This window comes from Rhizobium sp. L9 (assembly GCF_002531885.1).
Lineage (GTDB): Bacteria > Pseudomonadota > Alphaproteobacteria > Rhizobiales > Rhizobiaceae > Rhizobium.
The window spans coordinates 41,760-67,079 of sequence record NZ_NWSZ01000030.1 but is presented as its reverse complement, the minus strand read 5'-3'; the positions used below and the strand labels follow the sequence as shown (position 1 = coordinate 67,079).

At 60.6% G+C, this 25,320-nt stretch carries 26 protein-coding genes and 1 pseudogene; 3 read left to right on the top strand and 24 right to left on the bottom strand.

Going from position 1 to position 25,320, the window contains the following annotated elements:
• Nucleotides 1-40: 40 nt before the first annotated feature.
• From virB11 to CO660_RS26585, 12 genes are read right to left on the bottom strand one after another with little or no spacing between them, the layout of a single operon-like run.
• The gene (gene virB11, locus CO660_RS26640; protein WP_097601267.1) at nt 41-1,069 is read right to left on the bottom strand and encodes a P-type DNA transfer ATPase VirB11; all 1,029 of its coding nucleotides are present in this window, start codon (nt 1,067-1,069) and stop codon (nt 41-43) included.
• Nucleotides 1,070-1,077: 8 nt separating this feature from the next.
• Complete coding sequence (gene virB10 / locus CO660_RS26635; RefSeq protein WP_097601266.1) at nt 1,078-2,256, bottom strand: type IV secretion system protein VirB10; 1,179 nt, start codon at nt 2,254-2,256, stop codon at nt 1,078-1,080.
• Nucleotides 2,257-2,264: 8 nt separating this feature from the next.
• Entirely contained in the window at nt 2,265-3,122 is an 858-nt protein-coding gene (gene virB9, locus CO660_RS26630; protein WP_097601265.1) for a P-type conjugative transfer protein VirB9, read from the bottom strand.
• Complete coding sequence (locus tag CO660_RS26625; RefSeq protein WP_097601264.1) at nt 3,119-3,790, bottom strand: virB8 family protein; 672 nt, start codon at nt 3,788-3,790, stop codon at nt 3,119-3,121. The genes virB9 and CO660_RS26625 overlap by 4 nt, the downstream gene beginning before the upstream one ends.
• Nucleotides 3,784-4,077, bottom strand: coding sequence for a hypothetical protein (locus CO660_RS34005; RefSeq protein WP_097601263.1), 294 nt, complete (start codon nt 4,075-4,077; stop codon nt 3,784-3,786). Before CO660_RS34005 ends, CO660_RS26625 begins: the two co-directional genes overlap by 7 nt.
• Nucleotides 4,078-4,116: 39 nt before the next feature.
• A complete protein-coding gene (locus tag CO660_RS26615; RefSeq protein ID WP_097601262.1) occupies nt 4,117-5,049 on the bottom strand; it encodes a type IV secretion system protein in 933 nt (310 codons plus the stop codon).
• Between the two features lie 3 nt (nt 5,050-5,052).
• The gene (locus CO660_RS26610; RefSeq protein WP_097601261.1) at nt 5,053-5,286 is read right to left on the bottom strand and encodes an EexN family lipoprotein; all 234 of its coding nucleotides are present in this window, start codon (nt 5,284-5,286) and stop codon (nt 5,053-5,055) included.
• Nucleotides 5,283-5,984, bottom strand: coding sequence for a P-type DNA transfer protein VirB5 (gene virB5, locus CO660_RS26605; RefSeq protein ID WP_176536391.1), 702 nt, complete (start codon nt 5,982-5,984; stop codon nt 5,283-5,285). Before virB5 ends, CO660_RS26610 begins: the two co-directional genes overlap by 4 nt.
• Nucleotides 5,981-8,674 carry a VirB4 family type IV secretion/conjugal transfer ATPase gene (locus CO660_RS26600; RefSeq protein WP_097601260.1) on the bottom strand — a complete coding sequence of 898 codons (2,694 nt, stop codon included), beginning with the start codon at nt 8,672-8,674 and terminating at the stop codon, nt 5,981-5,983. The genes virB5 and CO660_RS26600 overlap by 4 nt, the downstream gene beginning before the upstream one ends.
• A gap of 8 nt (nt 8,675-8,682) precedes the next feature.
• Nucleotides 8,683-8,982 carry a TrbC/VirB2 family protein gene (locus CO660_RS26595; RefSeq protein WP_097601259.1) on the bottom strand — a complete coding sequence of 100 codons (300 nt, stop codon included), beginning with the start codon at nt 8,980-8,982 and terminating at the stop codon, nt 8,683-8,685.
• Nucleotides 8,979-9,650 carry a transglycosylase SLT domain-containing protein gene (locus tag CO660_RS26590; RefSeq protein WP_097601293.1) on the bottom strand — a complete coding sequence of 224 codons (672 nt, stop codon included), beginning with the start codon at nt 9,648-9,650 and terminating at the stop codon, nt 8,979-8,981. Before CO660_RS26590 ends, CO660_RS26595 begins: the two co-directional genes overlap by 4 nt.
• A gap of 2 nt (nt 9,651-9,652) precedes the next feature.
• Nucleotides 9,653-10,192, bottom strand: coding sequence for a hypothetical protein (locus tag CO660_RS26585; protein WP_097601258.1), 540 nt, complete (start codon nt 10,190-10,192; stop codon nt 9,653-9,655).
• A gap of 101 nt (nt 10,193-10,293) precedes the next feature.
• On the opposite strand from CO660_RS26585, the gene CO660_RS26580 reads away from it, so the two are divergent.
• The gene (locus tag CO660_RS26580) at nt 10,294-10,659 is read left to right on the top strand and encodes a MarR family transcriptional regulator (protein WP_085782007.1); all 366 of its coding nucleotides are present in this window, start codon (nt 10,294-10,296) and stop codon (nt 10,657-10,659) included.
• A gap of 410 nt (nt 10,660-11,069) precedes the next feature.
• Here the strand turns inward: CO660_RS26580 and CO660_RS26575 are convergent, their stop codons facing one another.
• The 3 genes and pseudogenes from CO660_RS26575 to CO660_RS26565 form a co-directional block, all read right to left on the bottom strand.
• The gene (locus CO660_RS26575) at nt 11,070-12,257 is read right to left on the bottom strand and encodes a DUF932 domain-containing protein (protein WP_097601257.1); all 1,188 of its coding nucleotides are present in this window, start codon (nt 12,255-12,257) and stop codon (nt 11,070-11,072) included.
• A gap of 117 nt (nt 12,258-12,374) precedes the next feature.
• Nucleotides 12,375-14,537: a ParB/RepB/Spo0J family partition protein gene (locus tag CO660_RS26570; protein WP_097601256.1), complete on the bottom strand. Its 2,163-nt coding sequence runs from the start codon at nt 14,535-14,537 to the stop codon at nt 12,375-12,377.
• A gap of 406 nt (nt 14,538-14,943) precedes the next feature.
• Nucleotides 14,944-15,163 (bottom strand): annotated as a pseudogene (locus CO660_RS26565) (gfo/Idh/MocA family oxidoreductase); the annotation flags it as partial.
• Between the two features lie 4 nt (nt 15,164-15,167).
• On the opposite strand from CO660_RS26565, the gene soxR reads away from it, so the two are divergent.
• Nucleotides 15,168-15,593 (top strand): redox-sensitive transcriptional activator SoxR, encoded by a 426-nt coding sequence (gene soxR, locus CO660_RS26560; protein WP_097601255.1) that lies wholly within the window; start codon nt 15,168-15,170, stop codon nt 15,591-15,593.
• Nucleotides 15,594-15,750: 157 nt separating this feature from the next.
• Here soxR and CO660_RS26555 read toward each other — a convergent pair whose 3' ends face one another.
• The 9 genes from CO660_RS26555 to CO660_RS26515 all read right to left on the bottom strand — a co-directional run bounded on the left by CO660_RS26555 (nt 15,751) and on the right by CO660_RS26515 (nt 24,066).
• Entirely contained in the window at nt 15,751-16,134 is a 384-nt protein-coding gene (locus CO660_RS26555) for a DUF3307 domain-containing protein (protein ID WP_245421388.1), read from the bottom strand.
• Nucleotides 16,135-16,146: 12 nt separating this feature from the next.
• The gene (locus CO660_RS26550) at nt 16,147-18,009 is read right to left on the bottom strand and encodes an adenylate/guanylate cyclase domain-containing protein (RefSeq protein WP_097601253.1); all 1,863 of its coding nucleotides are present in this window, start codon (nt 18,007-18,009) and stop codon (nt 16,147-16,149) included.
• On the bottom strand, nt 17,999-19,276 hold the full coding sequence (locus CO660_RS26545) for an NAD(P)/FAD-dependent oxidoreductase (protein WP_097601292.1): 1,278 nt from the start codon (nt 19,274-19,276) through the stop codon (nt 17,999-18,001). The genes CO660_RS26550 and CO660_RS26545 overlap by 11 nt, the downstream gene beginning before the upstream one ends.
• Before the next feature lie 45 nt (nt 19,277-19,321).
• The gene (locus tag CO660_RS26540) at nt 19,322-19,795 is read right to left on the bottom strand and encodes a DoxX family protein (RefSeq protein ID WP_097601291.1); all 474 of its coding nucleotides are present in this window, start codon (nt 19,793-19,795) and stop codon (nt 19,322-19,324) included.
• A gap of 14 nt (nt 19,796-19,809) precedes the next feature.
• Nucleotides 19,810-20,592, bottom strand: a complete 783-nt coding sequence (locus CO660_RS26535) for a putative DNA-binding domain-containing protein (protein WP_097601252.1) — start codon at nt 20,590-20,592, stop codon at nt 19,810-19,812.
• Nucleotides 20,582-21,607 carry a DUF692 domain-containing protein gene (locus tag CO660_RS26530; RefSeq protein ID WP_097601251.1) on the bottom strand — a complete coding sequence of 342 codons (1,026 nt, stop codon included), beginning with the start codon at nt 21,605-21,607 and terminating at the stop codon, nt 20,582-20,584. The genes CO660_RS26535 and CO660_RS26530 overlap by 11 nt, the downstream gene beginning before the upstream one ends.
• Nucleotides 21,608-21,639: 32 nt before the next feature.
• Nucleotides 21,640-21,909, bottom strand: a complete 270-nt coding sequence (locus CO660_RS26525; protein ID WP_085862087.1) for a DUF2282 domain-containing protein — start codon at nt 21,907-21,909, stop codon at nt 21,640-21,642.
• A gap of 222 nt (nt 21,910-22,131) precedes the next feature.
• The gene (locus CO660_RS26520; RefSeq protein WP_176536388.1) at nt 22,132-23,205 is read right to left on the bottom strand and encodes a patatin-like phospholipase family protein; all 1,074 of its coding nucleotides are present in this window, start codon (nt 23,203-23,205) and stop codon (nt 22,132-22,134) included.
• A 30-nt stretch (nt 23,206-23,235) separates the two neighbouring features.
• Nucleotides 23,236-24,066, bottom strand: a complete 831-nt coding sequence (locus tag CO660_RS26515) for a 3-hydroxybutyrate dehydrogenase (protein ID WP_085862089.1) — start codon at nt 24,064-24,066, stop codon at nt 23,236-23,238.
• 181 nt (nt 24,067-24,247) lie between these two features.
• On the opposite strand from CO660_RS26515, the gene CO660_RS26510 reads away from it, so the two are divergent.
• Nucleotides 24,248-25,144: a LysR family transcriptional regulator gene (locus CO660_RS26510; protein ID WP_097601250.1), complete on the top strand. Its 897-nt coding sequence runs from the start codon at nt 24,248-24,250 to the stop codon at nt 25,142-25,144.
• Nucleotides 25,145-25,320: the final 176 nt, after the last annotated feature.

Genomic DNA, 25,320 nt, shown 5'->3' with positions numbered 1-25,320 from the left:
CATTCAAGCTAAGAACAATCTCGCGGCTCGGGCATGACCTTCAAGTAGCCGCGCTATCGCCGTTGTCACACGCCTTTCCAGCATCGCGATAGTAGATCTCGCTCACCCGAAACCGCCCACCGATGCGCTTGCACTGGACGATGATGTCAATGGCAACTCTGAGCATCTCGCGAATGTCGCTGCTTTGGAGATTTCCGCCACCGTCCGATTCCTTGACCAGCAACGTCAACTGCTCGAAGGCAAGGCGTGCGGAATCGGCGTGCACGGTCGTGATCGAACCGGGATGGCCCGAGTTGACATTGCGAATATAATAGAAGGCCGTTCCGTCCCGTAACTCCTGCAGCAGGATGCGATCCGGCCGCATGCGCAGGCAGGATTCGAGCAGATCCTTGGCGCCGACTCTGGCAAGCCCTTGGCCGCCCTTCGAGTAGAAGAGCCGAACGTGGTTCGGCTGCGGAACGACCAGTTCGGCGGTATCCTCGATCGAAATGATCCGCTCGTTTTGGGGAATATGGCGGATCAGAGCTTTCGATAGCGTCGTTTTCCCCGACCCCGTAGCGCCGGATATGATGATGTTCTTTCTTGCGAGCACGGCCTCCCGTAAAAACGCCTTGTAGGCGCCGATCCGAAAGTATTCACCTAACCTTTGATCGGGTCGCGTTCCGGAGCCGTCAACGGGCGCGACATCTGCAAACAATCCTCCATGATCGAGATCCTCAAGCGTTAACGACACCGAGGACGGCTTGCGGATGGTGATGCTGACGGTGCCCTTCGTCGTTGCAGGCGGGATGACGATCTGGATCCGCTCATCATTGGGTAAGCTCGCCGACAGGATCGGCCGAGTTTCGTCGATCGACTGGTTGGAGAAGCTTGCGACTGCCCGGGAAAGACGCATCAGGCGATCATAAGACAGCTCCGCCATAGCATGTGTCTGCCATCCATCTCTTCCTTCCGTGACGACCTGTCCAGGCTGATTGACGATGACCTCATAGAGCGTGTCGTCGCGCAGAAAGCGTGAGAGCGGCGAAAGCAGTTCGCGCACAACGCCGGCGTCAGCAGCTTCAGTCATCCTCGGGCCTATTTTGTTGCGAGCCTGGAGCCTGATGCGAAATCCCCGAGCACGGCGCGGTCGTAGATGCGGTTGCGGGACTCCTTCACGCGAAGCCGATAGACGCTCGAGAAATCGAGATCACGCGCGACGAAGATCGAAACCAGTTCACCCTGATGTTTGATGAGGGTCGGCGGAATGTTGATGGACTGTTCGACGGCAATCGCCGCGGCCTGCAGACCGGCGCTGGTGGTGTTTTGAGCTTCGATATCGCCGTCCTGGAGCCGGCTGTTGGCATAAGAGGTCGCATCGCCAACAATCGACAGCAGGATCGCGCTACCGAAACGTTCCCACCAATGCGTATCGACGTATCCGCCGACGCCGGCCCGGCCGAGAGCATCGGTTGCCGGCGATGCCAAGGTGATGATCACACCTTTCGGGGTCTTGGCGCGGTTCCAGAGGACGAAGAGGCGTTTTTGCCCTCGACGAAGGCCGCCGCGGTATTCGCCGACCACCTGAGTGCCCTTTTCCATCAGGACGACACGACCGTTGTCCGACAGGACATCTCGGTTGATGACGCAACTGGTAAATCCCGGCTGATCGGAGGAGAGCGCCGTTTCCAGGACGCAGGGGACGGATGTTCCCATCGCGACGATAAAGTCGCGGTTGCCCAGTGTACCGGCACGGGAACCCTGCAATTGCGTCGGCGTCAGCAGACGGTTGAAGCGCTGGTCATCGCTTTGGCCTTCCGGCGGGAAGCTGCCTTGATCGTTGCCGAGCTGCATGTAGGGGGAGGTCTCTTCGGAACCTCCAGCCTGATCGCGCCGCTGCGCTGGCGGCGATTTCTCGCCGCCATAGGCTATAACAGGGGCGCGGCGCGCAGCATCGAGCAGCTTGTCGTTATCGGTCGACGCGTTGTCGATTATCCCCGGCGTGGGGAGCTGGGCCGCCGCTGGCGGCGTCAGCGGCTCTTCGGGCTCCTTCGCCGGCTCGAAGTCCGATGTCTGACGGATGACGACCCGTTCCGGCTGCCCGATGTCGGATTGCTTGTCCTGCTCTCGCATCGACCAGAGGGCGAATGCGACAAAGGTGACGATTGCCAGAGCGACGGCGCCTCGCTTGACGATCGGATTGCTGTCGATCCGACGCGCAGTCGATGTCTCGGCCCGCTCACCAGCAATCTGGGTAATCTCTTCCTCGGCTGCCATGACACCTCCTATTGCATTGCCGCAGGCGGCACCCTGACGACGCGCTCGACGGATGGCGACGTCGTGTTGGTCTCCGGATTGATGCCGACACGATCGTAGGCTTCGTTGAAGACGCAAAGGACATCGCCGCCCCTGCGCAAGATGAACTTGCGGCTGATCGCGTGAACGAGGACGAGATTTCCGTCGACGGATTTGGGGACGAGGCTCTCGGTGCCATCGGAATTCTCCAAGTATATCGCCGGCATTTCCTGGTTGCCGGCAAAGGCGAAGGTGGTGACCTTGCCGTTGTCGTAGACTGCCTGCGGCTCGAGCGCCTGCGTCCCTTGCGCCGAGTAGCGCCAATTGCGCGGTCCATAGGCTTCGTGAAGGGCAAGCACGTGATCGGCCTCACCGGCCTGTGCCGCCTGCGCGCGGACAGCAGCCGCCTGTCGGCGCCGCTCCGCTTCATCGGCTGGATAGCGATATTTCAGATAGAAATAGGTGTTCTGCCCGGCCTCGACGCTGCCGTCACGGACGGTCAGTTCCATCTGGTAGCTGCGGGTCGATCCGTCCCGCCGTGTGGTCACGACCGAGATATTTGTCACCGGCTGGCTTTCGCGGGGTTTCAGGAACAGGATGTTGCCGGCCGGCGCCACCTCCCACGCGACACTGTTGCCAAGCGCTACATGGGCGATTTCCTCGTCGGCCGCGAATTCGATCTGCACCGATGACCGCAGCGTGCCGACAACCTTGGTGATGTTATAGGGTTGATAATCGACGAAGCGGATGCGGCTGTCCTGCGCCGCCCCACGTGGAGTTTCGAGGGCGACCGCCACAGAAGGAAGGCTGCCGGCCAGGATCATCGGAAGGAGGAAACAGGCTCTCAATTGATAGCCTCCGGATCGGCGCGATATTCGCTGACGACGAAGCCGAGGGGATTGATCAGCCGATCGGTCGAAGACATCGGAGCGTTGGCATAGGAGAAGGTGAGGGTTGCGACCCAGTGCGTGGTGGCCACCTCCTCCCCGCGCGTAATGGTTCTCATGTAACGCACTGACGCCACGTTGGCATTGATCAGCGAGATGGAAACGATGTTGATGCGCGAGGTGGCGCTGCGGCCATAGATGTTCTGAGGGGATTGGGGATTGCTGCCGCGATAAAGAGCGGCAAATCGCGTCTGTTCCGGCTGCGTCGACAACAAGGCGACGGTGCGAAAATTCTCCTCAGCTTCACTCCAGACATAACCTTCCCGAGCACGGACATACTTGGCCGCGAAGTATTTGGTGACGGCCTCGTCGTAGGTGCCGGCCGTCGACGTCAATGCCGAGACCACGTCGACGATTCCCGTCGAGTTGTCGACCCGAACCACGAAAGGCTCGACGGTTTTCAACGGGGTGAGGCCGGCGATGGCAAACACGGAAGCGCCTGCAAGGATGCCGGCGCAGACTGCCACGAACCACGCAATCCGAGCGGATCGCTCGACCTGCATCATCCGGTCCTGGTCGAACCGTCGGGCCTTGTCGAAATAACTCTTCAAACGATCCGTGGTTACCATATGGTGACCCCGCATGGACGATAGGAACCGGCGACATCGAAAGACGCGAAGGCAGCCGGTGCGGCTGAGGGGAGCGCCCCCTCCCCATAGGCAAAAGGCTGGCTCGCCGGCTGTGCGGGAACAGCCCCGGTCACGGGCTGTTCTGCACTTCTATTATCCTGCCATTGCCACATCGAGCGGTTCATCGGCCGGCGGGCATAGCCATCACATTTGGGAAGAGGGTGGGACATCGAGCCGCAAGCCGCCAGGCTCGGGATCAGGAAGAGCAATAAAGCGACACGGATCATGGGAAAGTAGCCTGTCCAATTGTCTTGAGGGTGAAGCCTTCACTCGATCCGGCTTGGCGCCAGGCGGCGGCCGACCGAACGAGCCCCGCGGCCGATCGCCGTCGCTGAACGGGAAGTGGCCCAGGCGAGCGTGCTTTCATGCGCATCGCGCGCAGCGCCATATCCGTAGGTCAGCGACGCTCCTCCGGCAGCCAGTGCCGAAGCGATGCCCGGCAACTGGTAGAAAACATAGAGAGCGGCAAGGCAGATGGCGCAGAGCGCAATCGGACGCATCATGACATCGCTATAGCCTTCGATTGCCGTAAATGTCGTGTCGATGCAGGTAATCAGCAGCGAGCCGATCGCGACGACCAGGACCTGCAGGATGACCAGGTTTGCAAGCTGGCCGATCCAGGACTCGGTAAACCGGCGGGTCGACTGGAACATGGCGAGCGCGATGAAGATGGGGCCGATCGCCAGTACGATAGCGAGCGCGAGCCGGGCATAGAGGGAAACGATGTACCCGATAGCCGCCACGACGAAGCTCGCGCCAATGACCATCATGCCGCCGATCCCGGTGACGAAGTCGACCGGCCAGGAGGCCCGGGACCATATCTCGTGGGCACATTTTTGGCCCTTATCGAGCAGGCTGTCGAAAGTCGACGCGCTCGGTGCGGTGCCAGAGTTCAGCGCTTGCGAGATCTCGCGCGGCAGTGTGTCGAAGAAGATGTTGGTGACGTAGGTCTGATAGTCGCTCGCATTTCTGACCAGCATGACGATGATGGCAAGCTTCATTGCCCGGAAGGCAAATTCGAGGATGGGTTCCTGGATGGATCCGCGGAGAACAAGGTAGCCGTAGAGCACCACATAGAGTGTCAGCGCCGCGGTCAGTGGTCCGCTCACCCAACTCGCAATATTCGAGGTGCCCGAGGAAATGAAGTTTTCCAGCGGTGTCTTGAACTGTCCGTCGACGAAGCTGAAGACCTGGTACACCACTTAGCCTCCGAGCGACTGGCGCATCCGCTCGAGCCGCAGCTTGCCATCGGCCGCCTCGGCGTTGCGGCAATTGGGGGTGTCGCTGAGCTCGCCCGGATTGTTGCGGCATTGAACGATGATCCTTGCGAGCAGAGCATCGTCGGCAACCAGTTCATCAACGGTATAAACCGCTTCCGTCTGTGCAGAGCAGGCCGACAGGCAAAGGACGGCCATAGTGGGAAGAAACCATTTCATTTGAGCGCCGCTCCCATAGTGTCCATGCGTTTGCGCCAGTCTTCGGCTTTGCGCTGCTCATCGACCTGTACCTGCGCCTGCTGGACCATCTGCAGTGCCTGCATGCGAAGGACGTCGCTCTGCAGGAAGGCCGTTTCGGCCTGGAGGCGGGCCTGCAGGTCGGCGACATCCTTGGCGTCAGCTGCACCGGAGATCTTCTGGCGCAGCTCGTCGATGCCCTCGATGCGTTTGGTGGCGGCATCATAGATCTGCTGACCGAGGCTCATCTGCCCCGCATTCTGGTTTTGTATGCGCGACAACTCCTGCGCATAGAAATCGTTGGCGTCAGTGCGATAGGTGGAATTGTCCTGGAGGAATTTTGAGGCGGAGCTGCCGAAGACGCCGCTGCCGGTTCCTTTGAATAAGGTCTCGATCGCATTAAAATCTTGTGGGAGGGCCTTGCGGATCGAAGGTTCGTTCAGAAGGCTCGCGACGTCGGCCATGTTGGTGATCTTGTTCAGCGATCCGTACAGCTGCTGGGCCTGCTGGAGCTGCTGGTTCAGGGTGTCGAGCTGGGACTTGAGCTGCGAGATGCTCTCGATCTGCTTGGCGATCGAAGTCTGGTCGATGACGGGTATGCCCTGTGCAGACGCCAGCATTGCCGACGCAAAATAGACGGCAGATGCAAACAAGGGCCCCATAGTTCCGGTGCGGATCATGCTGTCTTCCTTCTCTGGTGAAACACGGAAAGCCAATCCTCCCGCCCGTCGCCAAGTTGCGATCGGATGGCATCGGCAAGTTCCACGTTGGCCGTCCTGCCCGAGAGAATGGCGAGCTCGTCGTCGAAGCCATTGAGGTTCAACTCGGCGACGACGCTGTTGTGCCCCTGCTTGACGATGAACCGGCGGCTCTCGACGGAGAGCTCGCGTGAGACGAGCTCGAACTCGCGTTCGGTCAGCTTGAAACCATCGATGTAGTCGGTGCGGTCGCCGCGCGGGTTGGCCAGGAAAATCTGCGTCGGGCACTGTTCGATGATTGTATGGGCAATCGGCGAGGCGATGGCGTCGCGCGGGCTCTGGGTCGCAAACAGCATCAGCCCGTTCTGTTTGCGGATGGTCTTGAGCTTGTTTTGCGCGAGATCCCGGAAGCCCTCGTCCTGAAGCGCCTTCCAGAATTCGTCGATGACGATGATGATGCGGCGGCCATCGATCAGCTGCTCGATGCGATAGAACAGGTAGGCCATCAACGGCGTGCGGATTTCCTCGTTGTCCAGGAAATCGGTCATGTCGTATCCGATGAACTTGGCACCGATGCCGATATCGTCGGCCTCATTGTCGAAGACCCAGCCGAGCGGTCCTCCCCTCTCCCATCTCCTCAGTCGCGAGGCGATTCCTTCGGGATCGGTGTTGTTGAGAAATGTGCGCAGGGCACCGATGGAGCGACGCTCCATCGGCAGGTCCGCCACCCCGTCGACCGCCGAAGCAATGTCACGCAATTCGGTTATCGATAGTTCGCCAGATGCTGATCCGACCAGCTTGGCGATCCAGCCGTTGAGGAATAGCTTGTATTCTGGAGTGAGGTCCAGCGCCTTCAACGGAGCGCAGCCAGTGGTGATACCATTTCTCAGCGGCATATAATTGCCGCCTGCTGCGCGCACGAAGAGGTCGGCGCCTCGGTCCTTGTCGAAGAGAACCATATGGGGATCATGCTTTTCGAGCTGCGACAGCATGAAGTTCAGGAGCACGGTCTTGCCAGCGCCAGATGGGCCGCAGACAAAGGTGTTGCCGAGATCGCTGTGGTGGAAGTTGAAATAGAAGGGTGAGCCCGATGCGGTCTTGAGCATGGCGACCGCCGGTCCCCATTCGTTGCCGTCCTTCCGACCGGCAGGGTAGGAATGATAGGGAGCAAGAGCGGCAAAGTTTCGCGAGGTGATCGCCCCCGAGCGCGCCCGATAGCGGAAGTTCCCGGGCAGCTGCGCCCACCAGGCAGCCTCGAGCCCCAGGTCCTCGCGAGCGACGACGGCGCCGCCGCCGGTAAGACAGGCGCGAGCTTTCGCCATGTGGTCGCTCAGCTCCTTGACCGAAGGGGCGAAGACCGCCAACGCAAGGTGATGTTCTCCCAGAACGAAGCGGTTGGATTCGAGCTCGTCCAGCGCCTCCCCTAGCTCTTCGATCTGGGTTGCTGCCTTGTCGCCGGCACTGACCATCTGGTTCTGCTTCCGGCCCATGATCGTGCGGGCGTCAGCTTTCGAGGTGAACGCGAAGGATTGCGTCAGAATGAGTTCGAAGGGGGCCGCCAGGATGCCGTCGAGCATGCTGCTACGGGTGGTCGCCGGATATTCCTTGAAGCCGAAGATACCGGCATAGCGGCTTTCAGCCTCGTGACGGATCTCGACTGTCTCGCGCCCGAAGATGACCCGATCGGAATAAATCGCCGAAGAAATCCTTCCTTCCGTCAGCGGAACTGGTTCACGCCGCCCTCCGACGATCTGATGGAGAACTTCGCTCGGTTCGGAGAACAGGATGCCGCCCTGCTCTTGAAGGGTGAGGAGACGTGGCTCGAAGCGCTGCAATCCGGCCAGCACGTCCGCCACCCGGTCGCGCAGATGCTTCAGGGCATCTGCATCAAGTTCGATACGGGATCGGCGCGCCTTGCGCAGCCGGGAGAGAAGATTGGCTGCCCTTTCGGCAGCGTCCCGGCCGGGATGCCAGATAAGGGCAAGATAAAGGTCATTGCGGAAAAGGTCTTCACCGATCATCCGATCGCGATATTTGGCATTGAGGCCTTCGCAGAAGGGGTTGGCGAAACGTCCCTCGGGATAGGTGTTGTCGCGACGGCGAATGACATGCGTCCAGAGCGCCAGCCGTTCGTCGGCGATATTGCGGTAAAGCGTATTCAGGCTGCGGTGCAGGCCGTTAAGGTCGCGGATATCGGCGGTCTCGAAGGAAACTCCTTCCAGCGCGATCATGCTCATCAGCGCTCTGGAATCAAGCGCGATCGTCGCCTCATCGACATGCCTGACATAGGGGATGAAGGTCTCCGCGGCCAGTTCGCGAGACCGGAGCGTCGCAATACTAGGCAAGGCTGAAATCCCTTTCGTCGAACGGCGGGCGAGCGGCAACGGCGAGAGGCTGGCGCCGCCCCAATAGGCGCTATTGCGCGATCGCCCCCGGGTCTCGATCCATGCGATCAGGATCCGGAACCTATTGTGATCGTGCTTGACGAGTGCGCGAAACAGGGCATGGAAGGCGACGCCGACGAGCGCATAGGCGATCGATCCTGCGGTGATGTAAAGAATGGTCGTCAGCATGATGTTGACGCCCATGGCCTCCATGGTCACGCCGGCGATCATTGCGGGGCGGGTGCATGCGAGAAACAACGTATCGTCTTCGAGGTGCGGGGCGTTCATCACGGCGATCAGCTCCCGACGATGGTGTTGACCAGTTCGGTCGCCCCGAAAATTCCGCCGATGCCGATGATCCAGAAACCTGCGCGCCTCAGATCCATGTAACCGAACATCCAGGAAATGCAGATGATGATGACGGCGATGACCGCCAGCAGACGGGCGATATTGCCGGTCAGCATGTCGACGATGTTCTGCAGCACGGTTTCTATACCGGCGGCCTGGGCGAAGGCCGGCTCGACCATGAAGGCAACGATCGCCGCAGCCATGACGGTGGAAGCGACAAGGGTGCGAAGACGGGGTTTCGAGATCATTCGCTTTGCTCCGATCTATCATTCTGGAAAACGAGAGCCGACGATTGCCGTCGGGAGTTATAAACATCCCATGGCTCGGCTTCAGCGGCCTGGGTGGGGTGTGAGGCTTGTTTGAGAGGCGCTTGTCTCGGCTGATCCTGCGGCGATGGGGCTGACGGGAGCTGGTCGTTCGTTCCCGCAATGGAGAGCGAGGTCAGCAGAGGCGATAGCCGCTTTCTTTCCTGACGCACCTGCTCGTCATACCGGACTATCGCGCCAACGGATGGATCGTCGCGACCGTAATAGGAGCGAAGCATGACTGTCTCGGCTCGCGCCGGATCGTCGCCCACGCGGAGAGCCTCACGGTAGTATCCGTCGAGAAGCGTCGCCGTGGCCTTGAGGCTCAGGCAAGGATCGAAGGCGTCCGCAAGGGTCAGATCAAGTTTCTGAAGCGCCTCGATCCCGAGCCCGCCAAGGCCGACCTGGATATCCTGGCGATCGGCCATCAGGGACGTGGCTACCTCGATCGCCTCGGCTTTCGAAGCTGGCCGGTCGACAAGTGGCGGGCCGCTGCTTATGCGAATAGCAAGAGGCTGAAAACCGCTCTCAAGGCTGACGACGGCTGCCAGCGTTTCGACCTTGACCATCGGCGCGCAGGCTTGCGCGATATCGATGAAGGCAGCGGCCATCATCAGTACCACACCCGCTGCGTCGTCGCGCCGTCGATGGTGACGTCGATATAGTGAGGCTGCGACCTCACATTCGGGCGCATGATCGGGTAACCCATGCACCGGTAGCGCCCATCCTGACGCTGCCAATGTGGTGACAGTACCGAATTGTCGTGGGTGCCAAAGTTGTCGGCATCATGCGAGCAGAGGGCATTGCTCACCGGCTGCGGCGAAGTCGCCACGCAGGTCACTTGCCCCCCGCCGGAACCGTCTCCTCCCCTCAGCCTGTATCCGGCATCGCAATAGTAGGGTTCATAACCAGGCCGCGAGCTGTGAAAACCGACGCCGCTGCAGGTCGGGAACGAATGACCTCTGGCAAGCTCCCGCCACAATTTTTGGATCGGCGGCCGGCATTCACCAAATTGCGTCGGCCCTCCGGGATTCGAAAGGCACAGGATAACCTGGCATCCCCAAACTTCAGCTTGCGCTTTACTGCCGGAAATAAGATAGGATGGCGTCATGCAGCAGATCGCAAGCAATGAATTCAGCAGAAGGCTTTTCATGGGCAGACCCCTTCGACACGATGATGTTCCATCGCATTCGGGAGAGCTTGCAGAGCTGCCTTCCCGAGTTCATACTGTCTTATATAACACAGTTAAATGACATGACAAGCGCCCTTAAAAAGCAATGGCAGAACCTTGCCTTCTCGGGGCTCATTCTCCATGAGATCCTCGATCATCCATTGGAGGACGAGACGCCGCAGGCGCGACTGAAACAGGTCGGCATGATGACGATCCTCTACACGATGAGCCAGGCGCATCAGAAGCTAACCCTTTCGAACATCATCGAAATTACCGAGCTGACGCGAACTGGCGTTAAGGAAACCGTCGACCTTCTGGTCAAGCGTGGAATGCTGAGCGAGACGATGGTGAAGAATTCCATGGGCAGGGGAACGGCCCGGCAATTCGAGATCTCGGAGGATCTTTTGAACAAGCTGAGCTCGTTCCGCGTCGGCCAGAAATCGGATTAAACTGACTTTCTTCCGCAGGTAACGGGACGCAAACGGCGAATCATTCGTCGCCTGATCGTGCTGCTGACCCGGAGAGAAAGGATGGTGGGGCAACCCGCCCCCCCGGCGGGTTCCAGACAGACAATGAAGAGTATCGGAGAAATCAGCATAGCGCCGCCGAAGGCGGGATTTCGGGAATTCTCGCCACGCTAAGGGCGGAACAAGGGCAGCCGCAGGAGCCTCAGCATAGCGGCCGGCAGGGAGGCGGAACCGACTGCCCCCGCCCGTGCGTTCCTTTTTCCCCGAGAATATTCGCCGCACCTTGTCATCATTATCGCGCGGGAGCCTGGAAGGGGCGATGCGGTTGGCGGAAAAAACAATGCCGGCGAGCGGGCTCGGACCGATCGACGTCATTACCTTATGAGGCGCGCTCAAACCGCGCTTTCGAGTAGCCTCCTCGCCTTGCCTTCCAGCTCCAGACGGACGTCCTGATGGCTCTTGTCACGTGCCAGCGCGGTGATCCCCTGAACGAAGTCGAAGACGGATTCCGGCGGGCGGCCTTCTTCCGACAGAACGGTCTCGATGATCTTGCCCGTTTCACTTTTCGAGAAGCCTCGCCGGCGCAGGAATGATTGTCTGTCATCATCGTCGTGGGCGACGATCCGCTCGCGCGCGGCCTGGATGCCTGCGACGAAAGCTGCAGGTGAGGAATTGGCAAAGCTTGTCAGCGCCGGTGCTGCTTCATGGACGAAACGCTCAGCAGCGAATTTGCTGTGGCGAATGCTGATCTCCTGGAAGTTTTCCGTGCCCCAGATGTTGCGGTTGGCGCAGACGGCGCGCAGGTAGAAGGAGGCGATGCCGAGCGTTTTCGACCCCACCTCCGAGTTCCAGGCATAGAAGCCGCGAAAGAAGAGATCAGGTTCACCATTGGGCAGGCGCCCTGCCTCGATCGGATGAGTATCATCGACCAGGAACAGGAAGACATCACGGTCGGATGCGTAGAGCGTAGTCGTATCCTTGGAGATATCGACGAAGGGGTTATATGTCATGCTCGCCCAATCAAGCAGGCCCGGCACTTTCCAGATCGTGTCGCCGGTCCCGTTGCCGGCGATTTTCATCACGGCGGACACGAGCTCGTGGTCCCAGATCCTGCCGTAGTCGGGGCCGGTCACCGCCCGCAGCTCGGCGCGGCCATCGTCCATTTCGAGCGTCTTGACGAGCTCGGCACGATTATTAAGCAGGCCATGCTGCAGATTAATCGCGGCAAGCGGCGCGGGAAGCTGGCGCATATAGGTGGCGGGCGCGCCTGCCAGGTTGCAAAGCTGGCCATAGCTCCAATGCGTCGGTGCCACCGGCCGTCGGTTGCCGGGTAAGATCAGCTCGAGCCGCTCGGAGTTGTCGCGACTGGCCTTGAGGCGGATCGACGAACTTTCCACCGTTCGGGCGTGAGTGCGCTCAGCACGGGACCTTACCGCACCGTAGAGTTCGCCAAGAGAAAGATAGCGCTCATCATCAGGTCGAGAGAACCATTCGGACGAGACGCGGCCATTGCGCTCACCGCGCGAGATGTCGACCCTGAAGCCGGATGCCGGTTGCGAGGCGGAGGTGATGGAGTCCATGACATTTGCTCCTTGAAACGAAAGCGGTCCGGCCTCCTGTTGGAGCCGGACCATGCGCGTGGATCGGAATCGAAGGCCCGGCTTCCGGCCGGACCTCATCGGTTGGATGGTTAAAGCCTACTCGGCCGCGTCGAGGTGCTGCTGCTCCTGCCGAAAGGCGTCATCCGGCTCTGCCGTCGCTTGCTCGGCGTTCACCTCGTCACTGAGAAAAGCCGGAAGATCTGAAGCCTCGGCGTCGATCAGAACCTCATCGGCAGCGCGGTGGGCGATCTCACCGACTGCTGTTCCGGAGCTGTCTGCCGGTGCGTCTTCAATCGCCATTTTCAGCGGCTCGGGTAGCCAGCCGCTGCCGTCGAGCAGGCGCTCGGCTTCGCGCGCCATATCGGCTTTTTTCAGATGATCGATCAGGTGAGCCGCTTGTTCACCCTTCGCCTCCCGCACGGCCTGCAGGATCTGAGCCTTGGTGACCCTTCCAAGATAGGCGTCGACCGTCGGGGTCCAGCCGGCATCGGCCATGTCGAAGCCGATTGCACGGGCGAGCTGGTCGGCATGAGCGATCGCGCGGGTGCGTTTGTTCCATGGTTCGATTACGGCATTCAGCGAGAGGGATGCGCAATGGGCAAACAATGCCAGCCGGCTGACCTCATCGAGCCCGATCAGAAAGTCCCAGAGATCCTCGGGTAGCTTCGGAAGGTCCTGGCCCCATGCTTCCTGCCGCTGGTCGATCTCCCTGGCCCAGACGGTGCCGGAGAGCCCTTCCGTCTGGCCGAAGGTGGCGCTTTGCAGCGTCAGTTCCAGGCACGTGCCCGACCCATAATGGTAGAAGGTCTTCAGGACGAAGGCGTGCAGCACGGCGATGAACGCGACAGCCGGATTGTTGGCGAGCGCATTGCGCAGCGCCACCGTGCGCGTCGCCGTCAGATCAACAAGCAGACGATCGGATATCGGGCGGATGGCACCGTCCTCCTCGTCTGCCTCATCACCGGCAGCGGCCCGACCGTCGAGCGTTGCCCCACCGGTGGACGATGATCCACTCACCTCGTAGCCGTCATCGCTCCCGGACATCACTGCCTCGGTCTCCACCGTCTCCGGCTGCGGTTCGTCTTCCGGCCGGACAAAGCCGCGCTCGATCTTCAGTTCGCCGCCGGCGCCAAGAGAGATGAACACGCCCCCACGGGCGACATCCTGAGGATCGAAGACATATGGCCGGTCGTTGATCCTGTCGAGCTCGTTCCCGAGTTCCTCCAAGCGATGTTCGGTCTGCTCGCACGTTTCCTCGGCCTCCGCATAGGCTGCATCCAGATCGTCGTATTCGGCCTTCAGCGTGCCGTATCGAGCAGTCTCTTCGTCGGTCATTTCGGCCTGGTGCCCATAGAAGCGACGCAGCCCGGCTGTATGCCCGTAGGGAAAGTCGAAGGCCGCTTCGACCCACTTCCAGCCTTCCGTAGCCTTTATTGCTTCTGCGTCTGCCGCCAGTTTCTCGAGCGCCAATTGCTCGAGCAGCGCCGGATCCTGAAGCCACCCGCCATTGTCCTGCTCGAATAGGTCACGCATCACGACACCGCCGGCGGCTTCATAAGCATCGATGCCAACATAGACGGTCCTGCGATCGCTCGCGCGGATCGTCGTTTCGGTCAGGAGCCTGCGGATGTAATAGGGTTCACGAACCTGCTGGCGCGAGACCGTGTCCCAGACCTGCTCCTGGCGGACGTGGTCGTTGCTGATGGAAAAAGCCATGATCTGTTCAAGTTTCATCTCCTCATTGGCGTAGAGTTCGAGCAGTCGCGGCGAGACCGAAGCCAGGCGCAGGCGCTGCCGGACGATGGCGGCCGAGACAAAGAAGCGCGCTGCGATTTCCTCTTCGCCAACCCCCTGCCCGCACAAGGCCTGGAACGCGCGGTATTGGTCGAGGGGATGAAGTTCGACGCGCTGGACATTTTCCGCGAGAGAATCCTCGGTTTCGAGGGTATCGCCGCTGCTGACGATGCAGGGAATACCGGCTGTCTTTGCCAGCCGTTTGCGGGAGACCAGCAGCTCAAGCGCACGATAACGCCGGCCACCGGCGGGGATGCGATAAAAGCCGGTCTCCTTGCCGTCGCCGTCGACTTCAGCACGCACATTCAGGCTGGTCAGCAGTCCGCGACGTGCTATGTCCTCCGCGAGATCTTCGATCGAGACTCCTGCCTTGATCCGACGGACGTTCTGCTCGCTCAGGATCAGTTTATTGAAAGGGATGTCGCGTCCAACGTTCAATGTGATTTTCTCAATGGCCTGTGCCATTTCGCTTCTCCGTGACGAGCCGGCCGGAGCTCTCTCCTGCCTTCCAAACCCGTCTCAGAATCCCCCTCCCTCCTCTCCCTCTTGCGTATACTCGCCTGGAATGATCGCAGGAGACCCCGATTGCCTCGGCGTTTTTCGAAGTCGCAAGTTCTTCTGGTGGATTTGTTGGCGAGACCTACGTCTGGCGCGGCCGAAGTGTTGGCAAGTTTCGGTACATCCAGTCTGAATTGATCGACGATGTTGCGCCAGTTCTGACTTCCGGCTTTGCAATGGATTTCGCCGATGCGGCCGGCAAGCTTCAGCGGCGGCGGCGTGGCGCTCGGTGCCGCCCTCCTGCCTTTCCTCAACACGCTCCTGCTGCCGCCGGCTTCGGCCTAAGCCGAAGTACAGCGCGGCTGCCTCGATCGATCGCCTCGTCGGCGTGGCTGAGATCGGAGGCGATTGCCTTGTCGAGCACCTTCTGGATGTTGGCGGCACGCCGGAAGGAAGGCTCCTGGGTCTTGCCCGCACGCACTGCCTGGACAAAACGCTGGTAGTTCGTTTCCACCGGATCGAAGGGCAGGTCACGCCAGGTCGCAGTATGCACGTCTTCGGCCAAGGAAGGCGCGCAGCGTCGATTTGCCGGTTCCGATGCTGACCATCACCGAGGCGTCGCGACGCAGCGGCGTTGCCTCATCAGCTCTGCGCTTCTATGAGGAGCGTGGGTTGATCGCATCGGAGCGCGCTGGCTCGGGACACCGACGCTACCACCGGTCCGCATTGCGGCGGATCGCTTTCATCGTCTTTGCACAGCGGATCGGGCTGACGCTTGAGGAGATCGGCGCCGAGCTCGCTCAGCTGCCGGCCGATCGCGTGCCGTCACGTCGGGATTGGTCGCGGCTGTCGAGCGCGTGGGCAAAGCGTATCGACCAGCGCATAGCCGAGTTACAGCGCCTACGGTCCGGTCTTGGCGAATGCATCGGTTGCGGCTGCCTGTCGATCGACCGATGTCGCTTGGCGAACCCTGCCGACATGGCAGGGCGCAAAGGGCCGGGAGCGAGGTATTGGCTGGGGTGAATGAGCCTCCAATGGAATGCCGAACGATCTTACGATCTTGCCGGTTATTCAATGTGTCATGTCCCGACTTCACCTCCACAATGAAGATTGGCTTATGGCGGAACGCTACCCGCATAACCTGATCTCAACAGCCGAGACGACGATTCGAATGTCTGCTTCAAGAAATGAACACAGTATCCCAGGCCACGATCGCCAGGATTGCCGAATAGGTCAGGTGATGAGCGAGCTGGTCGGCACCGTGAAGTATCCAGAATGAACGAGTGTTGACCGGGTGCGGCTGACGTTGACCGTGGATGGCCTTCAAGTGGTCGATGAGGAAATGGATCAGAAACTCGCCCGAGGCAATGGCGAAAATCCACGTCGGATCCGTGATTGCAACCAAGAGGATTGGCGCGGTGGCGAGGGCGTGGATGCCAGCGTGGACATAAGCGCCCGGCTTCTTGAAGTTCCCTTTGCCGGCAATCATCCATTCGGGCTGCAGGACATAGTCAGCCATGAAGTGCTTGGTTTGCAACCAAATCAGCGTTGTGAGCAGCAGCATCGTCATGCTCCTTCAGTCCGCCATAACCGCCGGATCGATCGTGTGCACTCGGACCGGCGCGATCCTTCCCCGTATGCCGACGCAGCCAAGCGGCCTTGTCTGAATAAGGTCTCGGGTCTTTCGAAGCGTTTCGTCGCTTAGCGCAATTTCCACGCCTTTGTCCTTGGCCACGCCAACGAGCCGGCTCGCGAGATTGACGACGTCGCCGATCGCCGTATAGCTGAGGCGTTCAGTCGAGCCGATATTGCCGACAAGGGCCACGCCGGTGTTGATGCCGATACGCACCCGAATCTCATCATGCTTGGGCGCAATCGGCGCCATGGCATGCATCGCATCGCGAATTGCCGCTGCGGCGCGGCACGCGCGCAATGCGTGATCCGGCACATTGCCGGGGGCATTCCAGATCGCCATCACCGCATCGCCGATGAATTTGTCGACTGTGCCGCCTTCGGCATGAATAGCGGCGATCGACAGGGTCAGAAACCGCGTCAGGCTTGGTTCAACGCCAGCGCCGAACTCTTCCGTGAGTTCCGTAAAGCCTGGCAAATCCGCAAACAACACCGTTATGTCCCTGAGTTCGCCGCCGGGACGAGGCTTAAGACCGCCGTCGACAAGGGGACGAACGACCTCGACGGGCATAAAGCGCGCGAACGCGGCAAGGCCGCTCGACATGCGCTTCAGGGCGGAGGAGAAATGATCGAGTTCAGTCAACAGCGCCGGGCGATGTTCCACGGCGTCGAGTTCGAACCTCTCGATCATATGCAGCTGCTCGGCAAGGCGCGACAGTGGCCGAGCGAAGAGAATTCTGGCAAACAGGATCGCCGTCACAGCGGCCAGCACAGCAATGCCCCCGATGATGAAGATCAGTCGCTCGGTATTGGCGTCGATGTCACGGGCAAAAGTCGCCCGCGGTATGGCGGTGACCAGACGCCAGTCTTCGAACGGCAACTTGCCAGATGACACGAAGATTGGGCCGAGCGCCTTGCTTGCCACCAGCGTCCGGGAACCGTCTGGCTTTTCGGAGCTGGCAGCCATGGCGACTGCCGCCGCCAGAGCGTCGGAGGCGGCAAAATCCTTGAGATGAGCAGCGACCATACCGTCTGACGGCTCGGATGTCGCCAGTACCGCGTTATCCCGCGCTAGCACAAAAGCCTTGCTGCCTTCCGGCATCTTGAGCCCTCCAAGGATGGCGGACAACCGATGCAGGCTGACCGCCACCATCACCACACCTTCGAAATGGCCGAACACCTCGACTTTCTTCGAGACGACGATCGCCGGTTCGAAGCCGTTCGGAAGGATATTGACGAGACTCCAGGCCGGTTCTGCACTGGTCCGGCCAAGTCTGTACCATGGCGAGCCCTCCGGAACGTAGACACTCTCGGCCTTCAGCCGATTTTCGAAAAAAATATCGCCAGGGATTGGCTTGTAGAGATCGCGGCGTAGCGGACGCGGCTTGCTCAGGGGTGCCCAACCGATCTCCACCATTTCGATCTCGCCATCCGGCAGCGCGTGCGCCCCAAAGAAGCGCCCGTCCGGGAAGCCGAAACCGATCCAGGCAATCGCCGGCTGTTCACGCAGCAACGACAGGAAAAGGAATTCACGCTTCACCTCGTCGTCCGGCCTGATCGCTCCCTGGAAAAAGACCGATCTGACGATCTCCGCGCTGCTCGAAACCAGCGCCAGATTAGAAGAAAGCTCGTTGCGGACCGCAGCGGTGCTCTGAGCATCGAGGCTCGCAACAACCGTTTCAATGTTCCGGCTTGCGGTACGATACCAGACCAGGTGGACGAGCGCCGCCGTCGACAACACTGCAAGCAGCAGCAGTGCAGTGACCGCACGCCCCATCTTTATGCGTGGGAATGTTCTAGCGTTCATGGCGGTCGGTAATCAGACGGGCGGCGCGGTCATAGCGGACATAAGCCAGCGCCCAGTCCGCAAACACCACGAAGCGATTGCGGAAGCCCACGAGAAACCAGAGATGGGCGATGTTCCAAACCAGCCAGGCGGAAAATCCTGAAAGACGGATGCGGCGAAAGTCGGCGACCGCCGCATTGCGTCCGATGGTTGCCAGATTTCCGAAATCGCGATAGCCGAACAGGCCAGCGGTCCGACCATCGAGACCGGCGAGAATGGCGCGGGCCGCGTGTTCGCCCATCTGCTTGGCGGCCGGCGCCACTCCGGGAACCGTTCTGCCGTTCCTGTCCGTGACCGCCGCGGTGTCGCCGATCACGAAGATCTCGTCATTGCCCGGCGGGTTGAGGTTCCGGTCGACATGAACGCGGCCTGCGCGATCAGCGGGCACGCCAAGCCATTTGGCCGCTCTGGAGGCCATGACACCGGCCGCCCACAGCACGCAGGACGATCGGATTTGCCGGCCGCCGGCAAGCGCTACTCCTTCAGAGTCGCAGCGCGTTACCGCTTCCCCGAGGGACACCTCGACGCCGAGCATCTCCAGGTGTCGCCGGGCTTCTCCCGACAATTTCGCCGGCATGGTCGGCAGAACGATATTGCCGGCCTCGACCAGCACCACGCGAGCCGAGGACGGATCAATGCGCCTGAAGTCACGGACGATGACCTTTCTTGCCAGCTCGGCGATTGCTCCAGCCAGTTCAACGCCTGTCGGGCCGCCGCCAACAACGACGAAGGTGAGAAACCGCCGCCGCTCGGCTTCGTCCTCGGCTGCCTCGGCACGTTCGAAGGCCGACAGGATCCGGGCACGGATTTCAGTCGCATCGGCGATTGTTTTCAACCCGGGCGCGGTCTCCGCCCATTCATCCTTTCCGAAATATGCGTGCCTTGCACCGGTGGCGATGACCAGATAGTCGTAGGCGATGCGACTATTTGTGGTCTGAACGAACCGGTTCTCCTTGTCGATCCCCTCGACACGCTCCATCAGCACAGTGACGTTGGATTGCCGAGAGAGAATGCGGCGGATCGGCATGGCGATCTGGGCTGGCGAAAGCGCGGCCGTCGCGACCTGATAAAGCAGCGGCTGAAAAAGATGATAGTTGCGCCGATCGACGACCGTCACATCCACGTCCGCGTGCCGAAGCCCCTTGGCGGCGGCAAGGCCGCCGAAACCGGCTCCGAGGATGACGACCCTCGGGCGGTGACCCGCCGCCTGATGTGTCCCTGGGCTCATGAGCGGCGAGCCGCCACTTGTCTCTTCGACAACTGCGCGCATGGCTCAGCGCCCCCTCGGAAACAGGCGCGCTGCCAGATAATCGAGCGAAACGGCGCCTGCCCCGCGCGTCAGGATCAACAGCAACGGCGCCGTCCAGAGCAAATGGTCCGGCCAGTTCTGCGGGTAGACGAGGAGCTGGATCGTCGAGATAACGCAAAGCAGCATAATGGCGGCGGGGCGAGAGAACAGGCCTAGAAAAATCAAGATCGAGCCAGTCACTTCGGCCGTCGTCGCAAGCACGGCGGCCACGCCGGGATCGATGACGGGCAGCTGGTATTCAAGGGTGAACAGCTGAATTGTCACCGGCCAGGAGGCAAGCTTGCTCTGCGACGACTGCCAGAAGACGTGGGCGACCGCCAGACGGGAAACAAGTTGGGCGAGCGACAGGGGCAGGCTGTTGAAGCTCTCGAGAGCGGCGACATAAAGTCCAATAATACCGCCTCTGTGTCGCGTCGAAGAAGGGGACATCATAGTCATGATTTCCATCCTGTTTACTTAGTTGCGGGCTTGATGTGGCGAATGCGAGCGACGAGGCCAAAGGCGAAAAGATTGCCAAAGGCACCCTCAAGATCGAAGTGAGGAGTCTGGGCAAGCACGCGGCTGACCGCAGCCTCCAGGCTGGCGCGTCCTTTCAGGGCATGAAGGAAGGCGAAATGGCTGGCATCGAGGCGCAGAAATCGCAGGCTATCTTGGCCGCGCCAGAGCGCGATCCGCTCCGGTCGGCGGCTCAGACTCGCCAATGCTTCGATGTTTCCGCCGGCTTGATGCGCCTCCCATATGTCCAGCGCGGGCCAACGGCAAACCAGCAGGCGTAGCGAGGGCTGAAGAAATATCTGGGGCGCGGTGTCGGCTTCACCGTCCGCCAGCTGCTCCAAGCGACAGCCCGGCAGCGCCGGCGCATCCAGCGCCTCGGCAATCATCCATTCCAGCCGCGCCGTTTCGGCAATGAAGGGCATGGCGCGGATGCCATCGAAGTCGGCCAGGAAGCGAGGGAAACTCGTGCCATAGCGAACAAGCTGCGCTTCCTGCGGCGGATTGTTTCGAATGAAGGCGCCGGCGACATGACGAAAGTAGCTTTCGCCCAGAAGCTGGACCGTGATCGGAAAAACCGCGATCAAAGTCGCTGTCAGCGAGGCGAAGGTGTTGTTGCGGTAAATGTTCAACCGACGCAGCGGATCGAAAGCACCTTTCGCCAGCACCGGCGCAAGATCGCGGCCATCTTCACCGAGGATGGCTTGGGCGACCCGCGATTGCAGCGCGCAACTAGAGAGCATGGCCAACCCTCCTTGCGCCGGAATGATTGGCGAAGACCGACGGCTTAATCGTCGCAAGCGCGGCGAGCGCCGGCATCGGGCCCGTCCGGTTGTCGGCACGCAATGGCAGGATCATCCCCTCGAACCGGGTCGACTGTGGCGTCGGCCTTTCCGCCAGCATGCGGTCTTCGAAGGCGATCGATTGCGCCAGCATGTCGGCCCACATGGCTTCACCGAGGAGCACGTCGAGAGCGGGCACATCCGTATCCCATTCGATGAGCGTCGGACGCGGGCCGATCTTGCGGATCGCATGAGCATAGAGCGACCAGACAGCCGGCGGAACGCGCGAACCGTGGTCGTCGATCAGTACGATATCGCCTTCGACCTCGTTGATCGCGTGCCCGGCAAGATGAATCTCGCCGATGGCGCACGCGGGAAGCTGGTCGATGAAGGCTTTGGAATCGAAGCCGAGATTGCAGGCCGAGACATGCACATTGTTGATATCGAGAAGCAGCCCGCAGCCGGTGAGGCGCACGAGCTCGACCAGGAATTCCGCCTCGGTCATTGTCGAGTCCTCGAAGGCGACATAAGCAGAGAGGTTTTCGATGTAGACGCGCCGCTGGAGCGTATCCTGCAGCCGCGAGACGTTGGCGGTCACGATGGCGAGGGCCTCTGCGTCATAACGCAGCGGCAGGAGATCATTCAGATAGGCGCCATCGGCGGCGCTCCAGGCGAGATGCTCGGAGACCAGGCCTGGCTGGAAACGCAGGCAGAGCTTGCGCATGCGCTCCAGGTGGTCGCCGTCCAGACCGGAACTGCTCCCGAGTGAAAGGCCGACGCCATGGACGGACAGGGGATAGCTTTCCCGCAGCCGCTCCAGCGCGTCGACGGCCGCCGAGCCGCCCATGTAGTTTTCCGCGTGAACTTCAAGCCATCCCGCCGCGGGGCGGCGAGACAGCATTTCGCCGATATGCTGGGAGCGAAGACCGATGCCCGCGGCGGTTGGCACCGGATTGCTGGGATATATCTTGGACATCGATTACTCCTTTGGTTGAAGTGGTGGAAAGGTCAGGCTTTGGGTTCGTTGCTTCCGCCGGTGATCTTGGTGCAGGTGCCGGCCGGCACGTAGATCCATGAATCCTTGGCGTTGTCGGCGGTGGCCGTGCCGGCGCAGGAGTGGCTGGCCGTCTGGCAGTCGTTCAGGCCGGCCTTGACGACGCCGAAGCACTTTTCGAACGAGAAATCCGGCTTGGCAGCCGGGCCGGCAAAGGCGCTGCCCGCAGCCACGGAGGCTGCGGCGGCAAGGGCCGAACTGATGAGAAGACGAGTGGTATTCATGAGAAATCTCCTGGGTTACGTGAGGTCAAACCGCCATCGGCTTGCCTGTCTTCACCTTCCCAGAAGTCAGTCGTCACCTGAAATGCTGTCTCTGCATGATTTCGATACGCTGTCTCTATGCGTCGACGGGCAATCTTGAAGACAAAAAAGCCCCCGCCGGAGTGGTGGACGGGGGCTCAAGTTTCTGCGGGCGGGAGGCGGGACTGCTGGAATGGCTGAGGATCAGAGATAACGTTCGCGGACGTCCACGGTCGATCGTTTGCCGATATATTGGTAATTGGCCTGCAGCCAGAGATCGGCGCATTGGCGGCCGCGATCCCTCAGGTCCATGAGCGCCCCCCAGTCGGCGTTGAGCTTGCTCGCGACGCTGAGGTTTTTCATCGCTTCGTCGTCTGAGATACCGTGCACGAAAATGCGCTTGAGGTTGGAAGGCGGCGTCGCTGCCGTGTCGATCAGCTGTGTGACGAAGGCCACCGCACGCATTTCCCTCAGCAACGACGAATTGAAACTGATCTCATTGATGCGGTTGAGAATTTCTCCAGCCGTACGCGGCAGTTCCGTTCGTTCTATCGGATTTATGTGAACGACCAGTACATCGGGCGTGTCGCAGCCATAGATCAGCGGGAAGATTGCGGGATTGCCCATATAGCCGCCGTCCCAATAGGCTTCCTCTCCGATTTCCACGGCTTGGAACAGGAAAGGCAGGCAGGCAGACGCCATGATGGCATCGATCGAGAGCTCGTCGTTGCCGAACACCTTCACCTTGCCAGTCCGCACGTTGGTGGCACAGATGTTGAGCTTGACAGGGCAGCGTGCCATGCGGATTGCCTCCAAGTCGATCGACTGTTCCAGCACCTGGCGCAGCGGATTGAAATTGAAGGGGTTGAACTGGTACGGCGACATCAGCCGTGTCACCAGGTCGAACATGATGAACGCCGGCGAGAATTCCAGCGATTTCGAGCCTGTAATGCGGTCGAGCAAGGTTGGCTGCAAAGGTCCGGATGCAGCTGCGTGGCTGACGCGGCGCCAGAAATTGGCCAGCGCCGTCTGTGCTCCGCTCCGCCCGCCCTCAGCCAGGCCATAGGCTGCGACCGCAGCATTCATGGCGCCGGCGCTGGTTGCCACAATGCCCTCGAATGACAGGCTCGGCTCGTCCAACAACCGATCGAGTACTCCCCACGTAAAGGCGCCGTGCGCCCCGCCGCCCTGCAGCGCAAGATTGATCGTCCGCGGCTCGCGCTCGGCAGGCGAAGAGTCGGGCTGCATTTTGAGCTTTGCACCCACATGTTTGTTCACGATCGCAACCTCCGTGCCTCAAATGACTGATCAGTGCGCAGTCCAACCGCCGTCGACAGGGATCGCCGTGCCGGTGATCGATCCGGCAAGATCGCTGCAGAGAAAGACGGCAAGCGCGCCCATTTCCTCAACCGTGGCAAAACGCCTCGTCGGCTGGTCCTTCAGGAAAACGTCGCGGATCACCGCGTCCCGCGGGATGTTGTGTGACTTCGCCTGATCCTCGATCTGGTGCTCGACAAGCGGCGTCCAGACGTAACCGGGGCAGATCGCGTTGGACGTCACCCCGTATTCCGCGCCTTCGAGCGCGATCGTTTTGGTGAAGCCGACAATACCGTGTTTGGCCGCCACATAGGCGGATTTGAAGGGGGACGCGACCAATCCGTGGGCGGAGGCGACGTTCACGATCCGGCCATAGCGGTTGGCGCACATGCTGTCGAACGTCGCCTGAACGAGATGGAAGGCTGAGGAAAGATTGATAGCAAGTATGGCGTCCCACTTTTCAGGCGGAAACTTCCCGAGCGGCGAAACATGCTGGATACCGGCATTGTTGACGACGATGTCCACCTGCCCAAAACGGGCGACCGCCCTCTCGACCATCATGCGGATCGCTTCCGGCTTCGACATGTCAGCGGCGTCATAGGCAACATCGACATCGTTATCGGTGGCAATGCCGTCGCGCAGCATCTCAATCTCGGCAGGATCGCCGAAGCCGTTCAACATCACGGCGGCCCCTGCCCTTGCAAGCGCATGTGCAATGCCAAGGCCGATGCCGCTGGTCGAGCCAGTGACTATGGCGCTACGCCCTTCCAAGGGCCTGCGGCCGACGAGAGTATCAGTTACGGGATCAAAGGCGTTCAGCATATCCGCTCTCCACTACGTTCGACGACGCCGTCTGGCGTCTTGCAATCACAATGGTCGACGGGACTTCGCTTTAGAAATGCCAGTCTGGTATGGAATTGATAAATCCATGGCATTGGAGGAGAATGCCGCCCGCGGAGAATATTGAGGGCATTGCAAATAGAATTCATGCCGAGGGGCGGCGATGGATATTCACCATATAAGGTATTTCCTGGCGGTGTGTGAAACGCGAAACTTCACGCGCGCGGCCGAAAAGTGCAATGTTACTCAGCCAGCTCTCAGTCGCGCCATCCAGCAGCTGGAGGATGAGGTGGGCGGACTGCTCTTCCGCCGGGAGCGCAATCTCACGCACATAACAGATCTCGGCAATCTTCTTCGCCCACGATTCCAGCAGATCCAGGACGAGTTGATGGGTGTGCGTACTGAGGCATCGCGATTTCTTTGTCTCAGCGAAGCGCATCTCAAGGTCGGCATCATGTGCACGATCGGACCGCGCCGGTTCACCGGTCTGCTCACAGAATTCAATATGCGCCACAAGGGAATCCAGCTGCAGCTGATCGAGGGCGTGCCCGCCCGATTGTCCGATCTGCTGGAGACCGGCGAAATCGATGTGGCGCTCATGTCGACGGCAACGAGCTTTCCGGAACGCTTCGACGTGACCTCGCTCTTTCGCGAGAGGTTCATGCTCGCTTTCCCCGCCGGCCACCGCCTCGGCCAATATGACGCCATTCCGATCGCGGCGATCGACGGTGAGATCTACCTGCGGCGTGTCAACTGCGAATACTGGGATTACCTCACGGATCTCTGCGATGCACAAGGCGTGAAGACACTCGTTTCCTATTCCAGCGAGCGCGAGGACTGGATCCAGAACCTGGTCGCCGGTGGCCTTGGTATCTGTTTCATTCCCGAATACAGCGCCGTTATCCCAGGATTGCAGGTGCGACCTGTCGCGGACCCGGAAGTCTCGCGCGAGGTCTGCCTTGTGACGGTGGCGGGCCGACGCTTCTCCCCGGCGGTTTCAGTCTTTGTCGGCGCCGTGAAATCCTATGGCTGGGCGAAAGCGTCGGGCCGTTCGCATTAAAGGCAGTATCGTAACAACCACGGGAGCACAGCCTGGCAAGCTGCCGGGCATTCGGTGTTTCCCCTGCGGCTGACAATAGCTTGCGGCTATCGAAATCAAAAGCATCTGGCATTTCTCTTTCGATCGGCGCTGCGCCAGTCTTCGAACATGCTCGGCACCGTCCTCGCCGGGCTCCA

Coding starts and splice junctions, on each gene's coding strand:
- virB11 (WP_097601267.1), bottom strand. CDS start 1,069: ATGACTGAAGCTGCTGACGCCGGCGTTGTGCGCGAACTGCTTTCGCCG.
- virB10 (WP_097601266.1), bottom strand. CDS start 2,256: ATGGCAGCCGAGGAAGAGATTACCCAGATTGCTGGTGAGCGGGCCGAG.
- CO660_RS26625 (WP_097601264.1), bottom strand. CDS start 3,790: ATGGTAACCACGGATCGTTTGAAGAGTTATTTCGACAAGGCCCGACGG.
- CO660_RS34005 (WP_097601263.1), bottom strand. CDS start 4,077: ATGATCCGTGTCGCTTTATTGCTCTTCCTGATCCCGAGCCTGGCGGCT.
- CO660_RS26610 (WP_097601261.1), bottom strand. CDS start 5,286: ATGAAATGGTTTCTTCCCACTATGGCCGTCCTTTGCCTGTCGGCCTGC.
- virB5 (WP_176536391.1), bottom strand. CDS start 5,984: ATGATCCGCACCGGAACTATGGGGCCCTTGTTTGCATCTGCCGTCTAT.
- CO660_RS26600 (WP_097601260.1), bottom strand. CDS start 8,674: ATGAACGCCCCGCACCTCGAAGACGATACGTTGTTTCTCGCATGCACC.
- CO660_RS26595 (WP_097601259.1), bottom strand. CDS start 8,982: ATGATCTCGAAACCCCGTCTTCGCACCCTTGTCGCTTCCACCGTCATG.
- CO660_RS26590 (WP_097601293.1), bottom strand. CDS start 9,650: ATGGCCGCTGCCTTCATCGATATCGCGCAAGCCTGCGCGCCGATGGTC.
- CO660_RS26585 (WP_097601258.1), bottom strand. CDS start 10,192: ATGAAAAGCCTTCTGCTGAATTCATTGCTTGCGATCTGCTGCATGACG.
- CO660_RS26580 (WP_085782007.1), top strand. CDS start 10,294: ATGACAAGCGCCCTTAAAAAGCAATGGCAGAACCTTGCCTTCTCGGGG.
- CO660_RS26575 (WP_097601257.1), bottom strand. CDS start 12,257: ATGGACTCCATCACCTCCGCCTCGCAACCGGCATCCGGCTTCAGGGTC.
- CO660_RS26570 (WP_097601256.1), bottom strand. CDS start 14,537: ATGGCACAGGCCATTGAGAAAATCACATTGAACGTTGGACGCGACATC.
- soxR (WP_097601255.1), top strand. CDS start 15,168: ATGCTGACCATCACCGAGGCGTCGCGACGCAGCGGCGTTGCCTCATCA.
- CO660_RS26555 (WP_245421388.1), bottom strand. CDS start 16,134: ATGCTGCTGCTCACAACGCTGATTTGGTTGCAAACCAAGCACTTCATG.
- CO660_RS26550 (WP_097601253.1), bottom strand. CDS start 18,009: ATGAACGCTAGAACATTCCCACGCATAAAGATGGGGCGTGCGGTCACT.
- CO660_RS26545 (WP_097601292.1), bottom strand. CDS start 19,276: ATGAGCCCAGGGACACATCAGGCGGCGGGTCACCGCCCGAGGGTCGTC.
- CO660_RS26540 (WP_097601291.1), bottom strand. CDS start 19,795: ATGACTATGATGTCCCCTTCTTCGACGCGACACAGAGGCGGTATTATT.
- CO660_RS26535 (WP_097601252.1), bottom strand. CDS start 20,592: ATGCTCTCTAGTTGCGCGCTGCAATCGCGGGTCGCCCAAGCCATCCTC.
- CO660_RS26530 (WP_097601251.1), bottom strand. CDS start 21,607: ATGTCCAAGATATATCCCAGCAATCCGGTGCCAACCGCCGCGGGCATC.
- CO660_RS26525 (WP_085862087.1), bottom strand. CDS start 21,909: ATGAATACCACTCGTCTTCTCATCAGTTCGGCCCTTGCCGCCGCAGCC.
- CO660_RS26515 (WP_085862089.1), bottom strand. CDS start 24,066: ATGCTGAACGCCTTTGATCCCGTAACTGATACTCTCGTCGGCCGCAGG.
- CO660_RS26510 (WP_097601250.1), top strand. CDS start 24,248: ATGGATATTCACCATATAAGGTATTTCCTGGCGGTGTGTGAAACGCGA.